We start from the raw sequence: 14,456 nt of genomic DNA, 5'->3' as shown, positions 1-14,456 counted from the left end.
CCTTGGAATTTCCAAGCACTGAGCTAGAGTGAGGGTATGTCCCGCCGAACCTACGGTCACTTCTGTGCCGTCAGCCGCGCACTCGACGTCGTGGGAGATCGGTGGAATCTACTCGTGGTCCGCGAACTGTCCTCGGGTCCGCGCCGCTACAGCGACCTGTTCGCCGACTTGCCCGGCATCAGCACCGATGTGCTGGCGGCCCGGCTCAAAGATCTCGAGCGCGAGGGCGTGCTCACGCGTCGCCGCGTCGGCCCACGCGCGACGACCACTGTCTACGAACTCACCGCGGCGGGCGTCGGCCTGCGGCCCGTGCTCGATGCGCTGTCCGCCTGGGGCACGCCACTACTCGGCGAACGCGGCAGCACCGATGCCGTCCGCGCGCACTGGTTCGCCCTGCCGCTGGGCCGCGCGGTCGCAGACCTGGTCGCCGCGGGGACGGTCACCGTCCATATCGGCGAGAGCACCATCCACTACGTGGTGACCGAAACGGGCGTCAGCCATCACGACGGCCCCGCGACCGAACCCGACCTCGAACTCCACCTCGATCTCTCCGGCGCAATCGAGGTGGCACGAGGCAGCCGCACCTTGGCCGACATCATCGCCGCCTGACCGTCGACGGCAAGCCGCAAGGACCTCGGTCCCACTGGAAATGGCAGCCCGGCCCGGGCAGGAAATTCCGGATGCTCGACCTGTCGAGTATGGTCCCGAGGCGACGAATTCTCGGGTCCGCCTTCGGGCGTGGGACTTTCGGGCTCAACGGAGCAGTCGGCGCGGGGCATCATAGGAGGAGTTGGCGGTGACCGTCACTGCTCGACAACTCGGCAACCGATCATGGAGGTCTTATCGTGCGCAACCGTGCTCGACTGTTCGCGGTCCCGACGATCGCACTACTCTCCCCCGGAGCTGTGGCGCTGGCCGCCGGACCCGCAACGGCCGACGATCTCGACGAATGGACGCCAGTCGACAACGCCGAGTATCTGGTCCGGACTCCGGATCATGACGCGACGGTTTTCTTCCGCACCCCCGATGGGCGCAACTGCGCGATCTACCTCGACGGGCTGTCGGGATGCGATGCCGTGCCGATCGACGCTCCGGCGGGGACGAACCAAGTTCGCGTTTCCGGCACCGAACCTGCCCACTACGTAGCCTCCGAGACGCCGACATTCACCTACTCCGGCGAAGCGAAGGTTCTACCGGAAGGGCACAAAGTCGCCCTGGAATACACCACCTGCGGCGTCGGGTTCCAGGGGACGGTCACGTGCGAGATCCTCGAACACGGGTTCACCATCGCCGCCACCTACGGCGTCCTGCACTGAGACAGCGGGTCCGGCAAGCCGCGGGAAAGGTAATTCAGCCCACCAGCAGGATCGCCGGCGTGCCGGTGGCGCGTGCCTCAGGCCCGCTCCGCGGGGTTGTGAGCCCTCGGCGACCCGGGTCGACGCGATGGCTCGTAAGGCATCACGGCCGTGGTGCGGCCGATCCGCCGGCCGATCCGGGTCAGCAGCTGACGGGTCAGTTCGGGGTCACCGGCGGTATCCCTGTCGGTGTAGTCGCCGAGGGAATGAATGCCGGTGAATCCTGCCTGTCTCCATCGGTCCGGGGACAGTGTGCTCCGACCGGCGACGGCGACGACCGGAACGGGGTGGGACCGGCGGGCCAGCACCGCGGGCAGTTTGCCGTTCGCTGTCTGCTCATCGATACTTCCCTCCCCGGTGACCACCAAGCCGAAACCGGGCAGGTGCCGATCGAATTCGAACAAGTCGAGAAAGTACTCGGCGCCCGACACGATTGTGGCGCCGAGCAGTAACGCGGCGAAGCCGATTCCGCCCGCGCTGCCCGCTCCGGCGGCGGCCGCACAGGCCGCCGCGTCCGGGTAACCGCTGCGGGCGAACGCTCGGACGAGGTTGTGCAGGCCGGCGTCGAGAAACCGCACCTCGGCGTCGGTAGCACCCTTCTGCGGCCCGTACACCGCCGCCGCACCGTCCGGCCCGAGCAAGGGGTTGGTGACATCACCGGCGACCACGATCTCGACCCCGGCCGGTCTCGCCGCCCGTGCCGAATCGACGGTGTGGACTCGCTCCAAGCTCCGTCCGCACGCGCGCAGTGGGACTCCGTTCGCATCGGCGAAGGTGAACCCGAGCGCGGCGAGCAGTCCCATCCCGCCGTCGGTGCTGGCACTGCCACCGAGGGCGAGGACCAATCGGCGCGGCCGATATCGCAACGCTTGCGAGATGGCCTGTCCCATACCGTGACTGCTCGCATCCAGCGGCAGCGTGCGGCCGTTCGGCAGGGTGGTGAGGCCGCAGGTATTCGCGACCTCGACCACAGCGGTACCGTCGCCGACGGCGATCCGCCCCTGCCTCGGGGTTCCCGCCGCCCCGGCCACCGTCACCGGATGCGGAGTGAAACCGGCCGCTACCGCGGCGTCGACGCTCCCGTCACCGCCGTCGGCCAGCGGCATCCTGTCACTGTCGACCCCCGCCGCCGCCAAGCCCTCCGCCAGCCGGTCGGCCACCTCGGCCGCGGAGAGGCTTCCTTTGAACTTGTCCGGGGCAACCAGAACCCTCACGCGGTCGACTCCTGTCGGCGAGTATGCGGATCGACTATCAGTCCGCCTGCGCCACCGCGCCGAGGAGATCCCGAACCCGGTTGGCGACCGTGATGAATTCCGGTGCCTCCATCGTCGTGGCGTAGTTCCGGTGCGCGGGCAGATCGACGTCGAGCAATTCGATGATCCGGCCCGGCCGTGGGCTCATCACGACCACCCGGTTGGCGAGGTATACGGCCTCGGCCACCGAATGGGTGACCAGCAGTACCGTGGTGCCGGTTTCCCGCCAGATCCGGTGCAGCTCGACATTCATCCGTTCTCTGGTGAGCGCGTCGAGTGCGCCGAACGGCTCGTCCATCAGCAGCACTTCCGGTTCGTGCAGCAGGGCCCGGCACAGCGAAACCCGCTGCTGCATACCGCCGGAGAGTTCGTGTGGCAGGGCGTCCTCGAATCCGCCGAGTCCGGTCATCTCGATGAGACGCGCGCATTCGGCCGCGGCCGCCCGTTTGTTCAGACCGCGCATCTCGGCTTGCAGCAGGATGTTCTTGCGTACGGTCCGCCATTCCAGCAGTGCGGCGCGCTGGAATACGTAGCCGATATTGCGCTGCGGCCCCCGCACGGGGGCGCCGCCGAGTTCGACGCTGCCCCCGCTCGGATCGGTGAGACCGGCGACGACTTTCAGTAGCGTCGATTTGCCGCAGCCGGACGGGCCGACGATCGAAACGAATTCGCCTCGACGGACCTGCAGGTCGACATCGTGCAGTGCGGTGACCTCACCGCGGGCGGAGGAGAACCGTACGGTCAGGTCAGTGACCGCGACCGCACTGTCGGTGCGGGCGATGGTGGTGGTGGGCGTGCTCATATCGTCACTGCTCCGGTCACGGCTTAGTGGTGGGTGTGAACTCAGCGGCCCAGTACTTGGCCGGGTCCTCGGCCTTGTCGAGGAGCTTCGCACTGCTCAGGACATCGATGGTGGCGCGCCAATTCGCTTCGGAATTGGTTCCCGGCGCCTTACCCGCGGTCTCCGGTGTGCTGAGCAGCGGGATGGTCTGCTGCCACTGCTGGAGCAGTACCTGCTGCGGCGGCAGCTGCGGATCCTTACCTTCCATCGCGGCGACCGCCGCCTGCGGGTTCGCGACCGCGGCGGCGAAGGCCTCGCTCGTCGCGTCCACCATGGCCTGTACCAGCTCGGGCGAGGATTCGATGGTGGCCTGATTCGCGATCAGCCCGTTACTGAAGAAGTTCAGGCCCTGGTCCGAATACCGCAGGTAACGGACCTCTTTGCCGCTCTTGTCGGCGATCGTGGGGCCCTGGTCGTGTGCGAATCCGATGAGCCCGTCGACGCGACCCGAGAGCATCGCCGACATCTTGCCCGCCGAATCGAGGCTCTGCTGGGTGACCTGATCCGCCGGAACGCCCGCCTTGTCGAGATAGACCGGGAAAGTCGTGGTCGGGGCGTCTCCCGCGGAGACGGCGATGGTCTTACCTGCCAGATCGGCCGGTGTCCGGATATCCGAATCGGCGAATACCTGCACTGCCGACGGCGTGGTCTGGAGGTAGACGCCGACGCTCTTGATCTTGACGCCCTTATCGATATTGCTGAGGACCGCCGGGGTATCGGCCCAGCCGAAGTCGGTCTGCTTCGAACCGGTGGCCTGCGCGGTTTTGGTCGAGCCCTGACCGGCCGAGATCTTCAGATCGATACCGTGCGCGGCGAATATGCCCTCTTGCACCCCGTAATAGAACGGGGCGTGCTCGCCGTAGGGATACCAGTTGAGCATCAGCGATACCGCGGTGGTCTTCCCGTCGGTGCCGGGACCCTTCGCGTCGTTGCCGCCGCCCCCGCAGCCGGTCAATACCAGGACCGAGGCCACCGCGGCGGCGCCGATCGTCGTGAGTGTGCGAAATCCTAATTTCATGCGAGTTCTCCAGCGGTAACGCGAAAACAGTGGTTCGACATGCTCATGCCGCGCCGACGGCCGAAGCCGTGGATCGGCGGGAGGCGTGCCATGGAATGAGGAACTGCTCGGCGATCTCGATGATCGCGAACAGGATGATGCCCAGCAGGGACATGATGATCAGGGCGGCGAACAGCATCGCTGTATCGATATTTCCGTTGGCCTGCAGAATCACGTAGCCGAGCCCCTCGTTCGCGCCGACGAATTCGCCGACGACGGCGCCGGTGACCGCGAGCGTGGCGGCGATCTTGAGGCCGGACATCAACTGCGGCAGCGAGGCCGGAAAACGTACCTTGACGAACGTTTTCCAATTGCTCGCCCCCATGGTGGAGGTGAGCTCGAGGATCTCGGGATCCACCGAGCGCAGCCCGGCCATACCGGAGATGACGATCGGGAAGAATGCCATCAGTACGGCGACGAGGATCTTGGGGCTGGTGCCGAACCCGAGCCAGACGATGAACAGCGGGGCGATCGCGATTTTCGGGATGACCTGCGCGAAGAGGATGAGCGGGTACATCGTGCGCTCGACACCGCGGGAGTAGATCATCACCAGGGCGACGGCTTCGCCGATCAGCGCCGCGATGACGAAGCCGACCACCGTTTCGTAGGTGGTCACCCAGGTGTTCTCGAACAGGTACGCCGAGTTGTCGGCGGCGGTGCGCCAGGTATCCGCCGGCGACGGCAGGATGTAGGGCTCGACGAGTTCGAACTCGGTGACGGCCCACCATGCGGCGACGAGCACCGCCACCAGGGCGAGGGGCCGCCATACGGTCGACCACACTGTGGATAGGGATGGGAGCTTCCGGCGCCGAGTGCGGACGGGTTGCGTCGCTTTCGGTGCGGAGGAACCGGCCTCGACGGACATGACTACCGCCATCTGGAGTCCTAGAGCTAGTAGTGGAGCGGGGTTCGCACTGCGCCCGCTGGGAATGCGCTTTCCGAAGCTGGAACCGAGGCTAGTGTGACCGGACCCACAGTGTCAAGGGTCTGGAATTGTCGCAGGTCAGACCTGTCGCGGAACACTGCTGTCGCGCAGGATCACGCGGCCGGGCACGAATTCGTGGATACGCGAAGCCGTGGCGGAGTCGTCGAGCGCGAGCCCCACGGCGCGCTCGCCGATATCGACCAGCGCCAACGCGACCGTCGACAGACCGGGCACGTGGTCACGCAGCGTGGGAATATCGTCGAACCCGGCGACGCAGACATCACCGGGGACCGCGAGGCCGAGCTCACGCCACGCCGCGATCGCCCCGATCGCCATCACATCGCTCACGGCGAATACGCAGGGCGCGACATCGCCGACCTGCCCGGGACGCAGATCCAGTGCGGCGGAAAGGCGACGCGCGGCGCTGAAACCGCCGTCACGGGAGAAATCCCCCGCGATCTCCACCAGCGGTGTCACGCCCCGCGTCGCGAGCGCTTCGACGAAGCCGTTGCGCCGGTCCACAGCGGTCCGGATATTGCCCGGCCCGCCGATGACAGCGAAATCTCGGTGCCCCTGCTCGAGCAAGGCATATGCCAATTGTGCTGCTGCAGCATTATTTTCGGGCTCTACGGCGGCACCGAACGACAGCGGCTGTCCGATCACGACCACCTTGCCGCTGTTGTCCAGATACCGCGCGCATTCCTTCTCGAGGTCGCGGTCGAGATCCCCGCTCTGACGTGAACCCGCCAGGATGATGGCATCGGCGCGGTGCGAGATGAAGGTGCTCACGGATTCGCGTTCGATATCGAAATCACGTTGCGTGCTGGCCAGCAGGACGAGTTTGCCCGCCCGGCGCGCCGCCGCCTGGACGCCCTGCACGATCGAGGAGAAGTAGGGGTCGGCGATATCGTGCACGACGAGTCCGATGAGTCCGGTCGACGACCGTGCGAGGGCCTGGGCCTGGGCGTTCGCCACATATCCCAGCTCGGCGGCGGCGGCGCGAACCCGGTCGGCGACACCTTCGCCGGGAACCCGCGACGAGCCGTTGAGCACACGGGATGCGGTCGCCTGGGAAACGCCCGCCCGGGTCGCGACGTCTTGCAATCTCACAGCCGCCATGGCTTCGTGCCTCGATCTCTCGGTACGGGTGGGGGGTTGACCGGACTTCGTGACTAGCATAGCTTGGAAAGCGCATTCCGAGCTGACTCGTCCACTCGACGCGTGCGGTTCCATCCGCACCGTCCACGACCCATTCTGCGGTCGTCGGCTACGCAAATCAGAAGAGGCACATACCAATGCCCGATTCCACTCCCCCGCGCACGCTCCGCATCGCCATGAACGGCGTCACCGGTCGCATGGGCTACCGCCAGCATCTGATGCGATCGATCCTGCCGATCCGCGACAGCGGTGGCCTGCTGCTCCCGGACGGCACCCGCGTCCAGGTCGAGCCCATCCTGGTCGGCCGCAATGCCGCCAAGCTCGCCGAACTCGCCGGACAACACGGCATCGCCGAATGGAGCACCGACGCCGCCGCCGTCATCGCCGATCCGTCGATCGATATCTACTTCGACGCGCAGGTCACCTCACGTCGCGCGGCGGCGCTGGCGGCGGCGATGAAGGCAGGTAAACATGTCTTCACCGAGAAGCCGACCGCCGAGACACTGGCGGAGGCCGTCGAACTCGCCAGGGTGGCCGCGAATGCCGGCGTCACCGCGGGCGTCGTGCACGACAAGCTCTACCTGCCCGGCCTGGTGAAATTGCGCAGGCTCGTCGACGAAGGCTTCTTCGGCCGGATCCTCTCGCTGCGCGGCGAATTCGGCTACTGGGTCTTCGAGGGCGACGGCCAACCCGCCCAGCGACCCAGCTGGAACTACCGCGCCGAGGACGGCGGCGGCATCGTCGTCGATATGTTCTGTCACTGGAACTACGTGCTCGAGGGACTGCTCGGCAAGGTCGAGGCGGTCACCGCGAAGGCGACGACCCATATCCCCACCCGATGGGACGAACAGGGGAATCCCTATCCGGCCACCGCCGACGATGCCGCCTACGGGATCTTCGAGATGGAGAACGGCGTCATCGCACAGATCAACTCGTCGTGGGCGGTGCGCGTGTACCGCGATGAGCTCGTCGAGTTCCAGATCGACGGAACGCACGGCTCGGCCGTCGCCGGTTTGCGCACCTGCGTCGCGCAGCATCGTTCGCATACGCCCAAGCCGGTCTGGAATCCGGATCTTCCGGTGACCGAGCCGTTCCGTGATCAATGGCTGGAAGTGCCCGCGAACGCGGATCTGGACAACGGATTCAAATTGCAGTGGGAGGAGTTCCTCGCCGATGTGGTGCACGAACGGCCGCACCGCTACGGCCTGCTCTCCGCCGCACGCGGCGTGCAACTGGCCGAACTGGGACTGCGCAGCTCCGCCGAAGGCCGTCGGATCGAGATCCCGGTGGTGACGCTGTGACCGCGACGTCCACGGGCCTGTCGGTCGCGCTGCCCGTCGGCGACCGGCTCGAACCGTACGTCCTCGGTACGCCGGGCGCGTGGACGCGCCCGACGCGACCGATCACCTCGCGGGTGGCTTTCGCTGCCGCGCACGTGATTCCGCGGGTGACGGCGGACAACACGCCGGGTGCGCCCGCGGCGGTCGACTGGGACACGACGCTGGCCTACCGGCGCGAACTGTGGTCCTACGGGCTCGGCGTGGCCGATGCCATGGACACTGCACAGCGCGGAATGGGCCTCGACTGGCCGGCGACCGCGGAACTGATCCGGCGATCCGGCGCCGAGGCCGCATCGGTCGGCGGCAGGCTCGCCTGCGGGGCCGGAACCGATCAGCTCGACCTCGCCGGACTCCCCGCCGGATCGGCCGGACTCGACCGGATCGTCGACGCCTATCGCGCGCAGATCGACGTGGTGACCGACGCCGGAGCACAGGTGATTCTGATGGCCTCGCGGGCACTGGTACAGGTCGCGCAGTCGGCCGCCGACTACCTGTACGTCTACGAGAAATTGCTGGCCGGGGTGGATCGGCCGGTGATCCTGCACTGGCTCGGCACCATGTTCGATCCCGCACTGCACGGATATTGGGGCAGCACCGCCATCGATACCGCCACCGAGACCTTCCGCGCGCTCATCGAGGACAACAGGTCGAAGATCGACGGAGTCAAGGTCTCACTGCTCGACGCAGCGCACGAGATCGCACTGCGACGCGCGCTGCCCGACGGGGTACGGCTGTACACCGGCGACGATTTCAACTACCCCGAGCTGATCATCGGTGACGCGCAAGGGCATTCGGACGCACTGCTGGGCATCTTCGCGGCGATCTACCCGGCCGCCTCCACCGCGCTACAGGAACTCGACAACGGCAATACGACGCGCGCATCGGAGATCCTCAGCGCCACACAGGCTCTCGGACGCCACATCTTCGCCGCGCCGACGTATTACTACAAGACGGGCATCGCGTTCTTGTCGTGGCTCAACGGTAGACAACCGGGCTTCTCGATGGTGGCGGGGCTGTCCACCGGCCGATCCGTACCCCATCTGGCCGAATTGTTCCGGCTCGCGGACAAGGCCGGACTACTGTCGGACCCGGACCTGGCCGCACACCGCATGCGGGTCTACCTCGAACTGAACGGATCGGCATCATGACATCGGTTGCGGCACAGCATATTCCATTCGACCTGACCGATCCGTACCGATCCCTGTCGCTGAATACCGCGACGACGAAGCGGTGGACTCTCGCCGAGGCGGTGGACGGCGCTGCCCGCGCGGGGCTCGGCGCGATCGGACTGTGGCGGGATCGGGTCGACGAGATCGGCGCCGCTGCCGCGGCGAAGATCGTCGCCGATGCGGGGTTGCGTGTCTCCAGTCTGTGCCGGGGCGGCTTCCTGACCGAGCCGGGCGACGGGCAGCCGGCACTCGACGACAACCGCCGTGCCATCGACGACGCGGCGACACTGGGCACGCGAGAACTGGTGATGGTGGTCGGCGGCATGCCGGACCCGAATCTCGTCGCCGCGCGGGCGCGAGTGGAGGAGCGGCTGGCACTGCTGGTCCCGTATGCGGCCGAGCGGGGTATCCGCCTCGCTCTGGAACCGCTGCATCCGATGTTCTGCGCCGACCGCGCGGTGATCTCCACACTGGCACAGGCGTTGTCGATGGCGCAGCCGCATCCGGCGGAGACCGTGGGCGTCGTGGTCGACACGTTCCATATCTGGTGGGATCCGACCCTGGCGGAACAGATCGCCCGGGCCGGTGCCTCCGGACGGATCAGCTCGTATCAAGTGTGCGATTGGTTGAACCCGATGACCGCCGATCCACTGCTGTCCCGCGGCATGATGGGCGACGGCGTCATCGACTTCGCGACTATCGGCCGGTGGGTTCGCAACGCCGGTTACCGCGGCGACGTCGAGGTCGAGATTTTCAATGCCGCGGTATGGGCCGGCGACGGCCGGGAAGTGATCGAGACGATGAAACAGCGCTACCGAGATCTGGTCCTTCCGTCCCTCGTGGGCTGAACCCGGACACGCGGCAGCCCGGATGGCCCGCGTCGGTGCCGCACCAGCGGCGCGACGCGGGCCATAGTGGTCGGATGGGTAACAAGGCCACGATCGCTGCCGCGTTCGGACCTCTGCTGCACGCCGCCTTCGGCCCGCACCCTGCGGTGGGGTTCGAATTCTGGGACGGCAGCGCGATCCACCCCGACGGCGAAAGCCCCGGCACGATGCGCGTGCGATCCGAGGATGCGCTGCGCCACCTGGTCTGGGCGCCCGGCGAACTCGGCATGGCGCGGGCATTCGTCTCCGGCACAGTGGATCTCGACGGCGACATCTTCACGATGCTTCGAGCACTCCAGTCGACCGCGCCGGACGACACCCGCCTCGGTCTCGGGGCAGCCTGGCAGGCCGTCGCCACGGCGCGGCGACTCGGGGCGCTCGGCCGTCGCCCGCGGCGCCCGCCGGAGGAGGCACGCCCGCGTCGCGGACCATTGCACACCAAACGTCGCGATGCGGCGGCGATCAGTCACCACTACGACGTCGGCAACGACTTCTACCGGCTGATCCTCGGACCGAGCATGACCTACTCCTGCGCGCGGTTCGTGCCCGACGACGACGGCTCACTGGAGAACGCCCAGCGCGCCAAGCACGACCTGATCTGCCGCAAATTGGGCGCGGCCGAACAGTCGGGTATGCGCCTGCTCGACGTGGGTTGCGGCTGGGGGTCCATGGCGATGCACGCGGCGTCGACCTATGGGGCGCAGGTCGTCGGCGTCACCATCAGCAGCGCTCAGGTCGAGCTCGCCCGGCGGCGAGTCGCCGACGCGGGACTGTCGGGCAGTGTAGAGATCAGGCTCGCCGATTATCGGGACCTGCGCGGCGAAGAGTTCGACGCCATCTCCTCGATCGGGATGTTCGAACATGTCGGCTCCAAGCGCGCTGACGAATACTTCGGCACCCTGCGCGCACTGCTGCGCCCGCGCGGCCGGCTGCTCAACCACGCCATCTCTTCGCCGGGCGGCTCCGTCATGCAGAGTCGATCCTTCGTCGGGCGCTATGTCTTCCCGGACGGCGAACTCGTGGACGTGGGCGAAGTCGTCCTGGCCATGGAACGCGCCGGATTCGAGGTTCGCGATGTCGAGGCCCTGCGCGAGCATTACGCGCGCACTCTTCGCAATTGGGTCGCGAATCTGGAAAACGCCTGGGAACAGGCGGCCGCACTCGTCGGCGAAGGGCGAGCACGAATCTGGCGACTCTATATGGCGGCCTCCGCGCTGGGCTTCGAGGACTGCGGCCTCGGGATCCACCAGGTACTCGGTGTGGTTCCGGAGGCAACGGGGCATGCCGATATGCCCGCGACGCGACGAGTCTGGGGATAGACCGCGCGGATCAGCGCACGGTTGTCTCCGGACACCTGTTCCGGTGTCGCTCGGTGCCTTGTCGACTTCAGCCGGTGAGTACCGCGCGCGCGGATTCGGCCAGGCGGGCGGGTCGCTCCGACAGCTCCGTCACGTCGATGTCCTGTTCCCCCATTACTCCGGCGCGGAAACGCGCCGCCACCCCCTCCGCAATGGCGGCCAGCCGCCACAGCGCGAATGCCTGGTAGTAGGACAGATCGTCGAGGGCCCGGCCGGTGGCGTCGGCGTAGCGTGCGAGCACCGTGTCGATATCGAGGTAACCCGCGGCGGGGTCGGGAGCCCAGCCGAACGGTTCGGCCGATGTCCAAGCGGCGGCGAGCCAGCCGATATCGGCCATGACATCGCCGACCGTCCACAGCTCCCAGTCCAGAACTGCCCGGACGGTTCCGTCGACCCCGATCAGCAGGTTGCCCGGGCGGAAGTCACCGTGGGTGATCCCGGTCCAGCGCTCGTCCGGCATCCGCCGGGTGAGGAGGTCATGGACCTCCCAGAGAGGTCCGGGTCCGAGACCGCCGAGGGTGAGCTGGCGGTGCCAGCGGCGCAGCTGGCGTTCCAGGTAGCTGCCGGATCTGCGCATCTCGGCCAGCGGCCCGGTGGTGGTGTCGACAGCGTGGACTGCCGCGAGCGTATCGACGATATTGCGCGAGGCGACGGCGCGGCTCGCCTCGGGGATCGCGGCGGCGGATGCGGCGTCGGCGGCGACGATCCCGTCCACGTACTCCATGACGTAGAAATCGGCGCCGGTCACGGCGTGGTCGGCGCAGCAACCCAGGACCGGGGGGACGGGAACCGGACCGCCGGCGAGCAGGTCGAGGATCCGGAACTCGCGGACGACATCGTGTGCGGAGGCCAGCACGTGTCCGGTGGGCGGTCGGCGCAGCACCCAGCGGGATCCGGACTCGTCCTGGACGCGGTAGGTGAGGTTGGACCGGCCGCCGGTGATCAGATCGAACCGCAGGGGTGGCGCGGCCGCGGGGATGTGTTCGGCGAACCAACCGGTGACCCGCTCGATATCGATACCGGCCGCGACGCGCCGGGGCGCCGGTAGGTCACTGTCGTCTCGGGTCATCGATTCGCCATCTCCTCGGGTTCTGCCACCGGTGCCGTACTGCTGGGCGCCGGTGTAACCCAGCCTGCTTCGTATGAGACGTTTTCCGCTAGTGCCCCATATTGACGCCCTGGTCAGCGTTGAAATCGAACACCGCCGATGCGCTCCGCCGGGTGGCATGGCCCGAGCTGCCGCGGGACCCGCGGGAGCGGATCGTGGCGGGCTGATACCCCACCTGACGGGTACGGCCCGGCCGCTGTCCGGATTATGGACTGCGCCGGGCCGTACAGGCCGGTTCATCAAGGCAGGTGATGCGCTCTGTGCCGCCACGGCGAGACGGTCTCGGCGCGGGACCCGATCCGGCCGCCACTGTCGTTCGGCATCGTGCCGGTCGGCGAGCCGGCGACCCCGCATGTCGAGTTGCGAGAACGTCGGCCGCTCAGCACTCGCTAGGCGCGGGTTCGCCGCGCAAGCGCGCATCTATCCAACCGCCGAGTTCGGGATAGCCGCTGACATAACCGAGCAGGTGCTCGCCGCCCACGATGCGGAAAACGGCCGGAACGCCACGGCTGCACTGTTGCTGGTACATGCGCTGGGCGTCGTCGAGCGGAATCCACGGATCGTGCAGGCCGTGGTAGATGTACAGCGGTACGGTCGACGTTCGCCCGGTCAGGTCCAACTGCTCGAACATCTTCGCGGCGAACGGAGTGTCCAGCGCGTTCGCGGTGTTCGCCGCGACGTCGATCGGAATGCCGACCACGCCGAGCGGCCCGGAGGCGTCGCCACAGATGTCACGCAGCGGCGAGCTCGCCACCCATTGACCGAGATGATTCATGTAGCGAAGGATCTCGGGGTGTTCGCGCGAGACCGCCAGCGCGACCGTCAACAGGATCCCGGAGGAGATGTTGCCGTTGAACTGGTGGGCCACACTCGAGTTGTCGGTGACCAGGCCGCCCGCTGCCGCGCCGATCAGCACACCCGCCAGGTCCGGTGCGTACTCGTCGAGCAGCATGGCCGCCGCATAGGAGGCGATCGCGCCACCGGAATAGCCGATGGCCACATATCGGCTGGCACCGAATTCACCCGGCACATGGGCGCGGACCGCACGGATGGCGTCGAGCATCACATGTGCCGCGACATTGGGTTCGGCGTACGCCATCAGCGGACCCTCATGGTCCGGCATGAGGACCGCGTGTCCCTTGCTCAGCGCCCACCAGACCGACGGCAGGAAGACCGGAAGATCGGTGTTGGGCCGATCCAAGAGGTCGTGCGAGAACTGATATCCGGGGGTGCAGTGCGACCCGAGTGAATTGATCGGCATCGCGTTCACCTCCACCGGCCGGGGTCCGGGTCCGGGCCACGCCGTCGCCGGGACGATCAGCGTCGCGGTCCCGAAGGACGGAGCGCCCGAGGCGGAGGTGGACCGGAACTTCAGCAGGGTCGCCCGCGAGATGGGCGTCGCCATTCTCGCCGCGGTCGTCGCCGTGATATCGCGCGTTTCGATGATCTGTCCCGGCGACAGGGTCGCGAGGTCGGCGGGCCAGGCGTCGAACATCGGGTCCTCTGTCGCCGACGGCAACACCCCGCGCCACAGCGACTGGTCGGGCTCACCACCCGCGAACTGCACGGGAGCGGGGATCGTGCCGTCGATCCATTGCTGCAGTGGTGACGGGTTCGCGGCCGCCGGCGCTGCCGGGCCCTCCGGTGCATCCGCGTACGCACGGGACGGGAAACCGCCCAACGACGTACAACCGACCAGAACAGTCACCACGATTGCCAGAAGCGGCTTCACGAACCTCACCCTCACTGCAAAAAATTTCCATCAGTATCGACAGTCGCTGAGCTCGATCCGCCGCCATTGATGATATTGAGGGCCACTCACAGCACACCGTCGTTTCCACTGTGGTTTCCGCCATACCGAGGGATGGTCGCGACACCGGCTGAGCAACGGCAGGTGACGCCTTAAGTCGCAGGGCCCGAAGGTATCCGGTGCCTTTGTGGCGAATTCACACGGCATCCCGGGACCGCGGTGAGAAGTACGGACCCGGCGCGACGATGAGCGGAC

At 67.2% G+C, this 14,456-nt stretch carries 13 protein-coding genes; 6 read left to right on the top strand and 7 right to left on the bottom strand.

Annotation, left to right across the window (positions count from 1 at the left end; genetic code table 11):
- Positions 1-36 precede the first annotated feature (36 nt).
- Both OG804_RS04035 and OG804_RS04030 read left to right on the top strand, forming a co-directional pair.
- The gene (locus OG804_RS04035) at positions 37-609 is read left to right on the top strand and encodes a winged helix-turn-helix transcriptional regulator (RefSeq protein WP_328393988.1); all 573 of its coding nucleotides are present in this window, start codon (positions 37-39) and stop codon (positions 607-609) included.
- Between the two features lie 236 nt (positions 610-845).
- Complete coding sequence (locus OG804_RS04030) at positions 846-1,316, top strand: hypothetical protein (protein ID WP_328393986.1); 471 nt, start codon at positions 846-848, stop codon at positions 1,314-1,316.
- Between the two features lie 77 nt (positions 1,317-1,393).
- Here the strand turns inward: OG804_RS04030 and OG804_RS04025 are convergent, their stop codons facing one another.
- The 5 genes from OG804_RS04025 to OG804_RS04005 form a co-directional block, all read right to left on the bottom strand.
- Positions 1,394-2,569 carry a glycerate kinase gene (locus OG804_RS04025; protein ID WP_328393984.1) on the bottom strand — a complete coding sequence of 392 codons (1,176 nt, stop codon included), beginning with the start codon at positions 2,567-2,569 and terminating at the stop codon, positions 1,394-1,396.
- A 37-nt stretch (positions 2,570-2,606) separates the two neighbouring features.
- On the bottom strand, positions 2,607-3,410 hold the full coding sequence (locus OG804_RS04020; RefSeq protein WP_328393982.1) for an ABC transporter ATP-binding protein: 804 nt from the start codon (positions 3,408-3,410) through the stop codon (positions 2,607-2,609).
- Between the two features lie 16 nt (positions 3,411-3,426).
- Positions 3,427-4,467: an ABC transporter substrate-binding protein gene (locus OG804_RS04015; protein ID WP_328393980.1), complete on the bottom strand. Its 1,041-nt coding sequence runs from the start codon at positions 4,465-4,467 to the stop codon at positions 3,427-3,429.
- A 43-nt stretch (positions 4,468-4,510) separates the two neighbouring features.
- The gene (locus OG804_RS04010; protein WP_328393978.1) at positions 4,511-5,287 is read right to left on the bottom strand and encodes an ABC transporter permease; all 777 of its coding nucleotides are present in this window, start codon (positions 5,285-5,287) and stop codon (positions 4,511-4,513) included.
- 222 nt (positions 5,288-5,509) lie between these two features.
- Positions 5,510-6,550 carry a LacI family DNA-binding transcriptional regulator gene (locus OG804_RS04005; protein WP_328393976.1) on the bottom strand — a complete coding sequence of 347 codons (1,041 nt, stop codon included), beginning with the start codon at positions 6,548-6,550 and terminating at the stop codon, positions 5,510-5,512.
- A 176-nt stretch (positions 6,551-6,726) separates the two neighbouring features.
- On the opposite strand from OG804_RS04005, the gene OG804_RS04000 reads away from it, so the two are divergent.
- The 4 genes from OG804_RS04000 (at position 6,727) to OG804_RS03985 (ending at position 11,304) form a co-directional block, all read left to right on the top strand.
- Positions 6,727-7,890, top strand: a complete 1,164-nt coding sequence (locus OG804_RS04000) for a Gfo/Idh/MocA family protein (protein WP_328393974.1) — start codon at positions 6,727-6,729, stop codon at positions 7,888-7,890.
- Complete coding sequence (locus OG804_RS03995) at positions 7,887-9,077, top strand: dihydrodipicolinate synthase family protein (RefSeq protein WP_328393972.1); 1,191 nt, start codon at positions 7,887-7,889, stop codon at positions 9,075-9,077. The genes OG804_RS04000 and OG804_RS03995 overlap by 4 nt, the downstream gene beginning before the upstream one ends.
- Positions 9,074-9,946, top strand: coding sequence for a sugar phosphate isomerase/epimerase family protein (locus tag OG804_RS03990; RefSeq protein ID WP_328393970.1), 873 nt, complete (start codon positions 9,074-9,076; stop codon positions 9,944-9,946). The genes OG804_RS03995 and OG804_RS03990 overlap by 4 nt, the downstream gene beginning before the upstream one ends.
- Positions 9,947-10,020: 74 nt before the next feature.
- Complete coding sequence (locus tag OG804_RS03985; RefSeq protein ID WP_328393968.1) at positions 10,021-11,304, top strand: cyclopropane-fatty-acyl-phospholipid synthase family protein; 1,284 nt, start codon at positions 10,021-10,023, stop codon at positions 11,302-11,304.
- A gap of 67 nt (positions 11,305-11,371) precedes the next feature.
- Here the strand turns inward: OG804_RS03985 and OG804_RS03980 are convergent, their stop codons facing one another.
- Both OG804_RS03980 and OG804_RS03975 read right to left on the bottom strand, forming a co-directional pair.
- On the bottom strand, positions 11,372-12,412 hold the full coding sequence (locus OG804_RS03980) for a phosphotransferase family protein (RefSeq protein ID WP_328393966.1): 1,041 nt from the start codon (positions 12,410-12,412) through the stop codon (positions 11,372-11,374).
- Between the two features lie 418 nt (positions 12,413-12,830).
- Positions 12,831-14,183: a lipase family protein gene (locus OG804_RS03975; protein WP_328393964.1), complete on the bottom strand. Its 1,353-nt coding sequence runs from the start codon at positions 14,181-14,183 to the stop codon at positions 12,831-12,833.
- Between the last annotated feature and the right edge of the window lie 273 nt (positions 14,184-14,456).

Source organism: Nocardia sp. NBC_00416, assembly GCF_036032445.1.
Classification (GTDB): Bacteria; Actinomycetota; Actinomycetes; order Mycobacteriales; family Mycobacteriaceae; genus Nocardia.
Note: the sequence above shows the minus strand (reverse complement) of the source record. Positions and strands in the feature narration are given on the sequence as shown.

What these genes read in the sequence shown, in the direction of transcription:
- OG804_RS04005 (WP_328393976.1), bottom strand. Translation starts at nt 6,550, where the DNA reads ATGGCGGCTGTGAGATTGCAAGACGTCGCGACCCGGGCGGGCGTTTCC.
- OG804_RS04015 (WP_328393980.1), bottom strand. Translation starts at nt 4,467, where the DNA reads ATGAAATTAGGATTTCGCACACTCACGACGATCGGCGCCGCCGCGGTG.
- OG804_RS04020 (WP_328393982.1), bottom strand. Translation starts at nt 3,410, where the DNA reads ATGAGCACGCCCACCACCACCATCGCCCGCACCGACAGTGCGGTCGCG.
- OG804_RS03990 (WP_328393970.1), top strand. Translation starts at nt 9,074, where the DNA reads ATGACATCGGTTGCGGCACAGCATATTCCATTCGACCTGACCGATCCG.
- OG804_RS03980 (WP_328393966.1), bottom strand. Translation starts at nt 12,412, where the DNA reads ATGACCCGAGACGACAGTGACCTACCGGCGCCCCGGCGCGTCGCGGCC.
- OG804_RS04000 (WP_328393974.1), top strand. Translation starts at nt 6,727, where the DNA reads ATGCCCGATTCCACTCCCCCGCGCACGCTCCGCATCGCCATGAACGGC.
- OG804_RS03985 (WP_328393968.1), top strand. Translation starts at nt 10,021, where the DNA reads ATGGGTAACAAGGCCACGATCGCTGCCGCGTTCGGACCTCTGCTGCAC.
- OG804_RS04035 (WP_328393988.1), top strand. Translation starts at nt 37, where the DNA reads ATGTCCCGCCGAACCTACGGTCACTTCTGTGCCGTCAGCCGCGCACTC.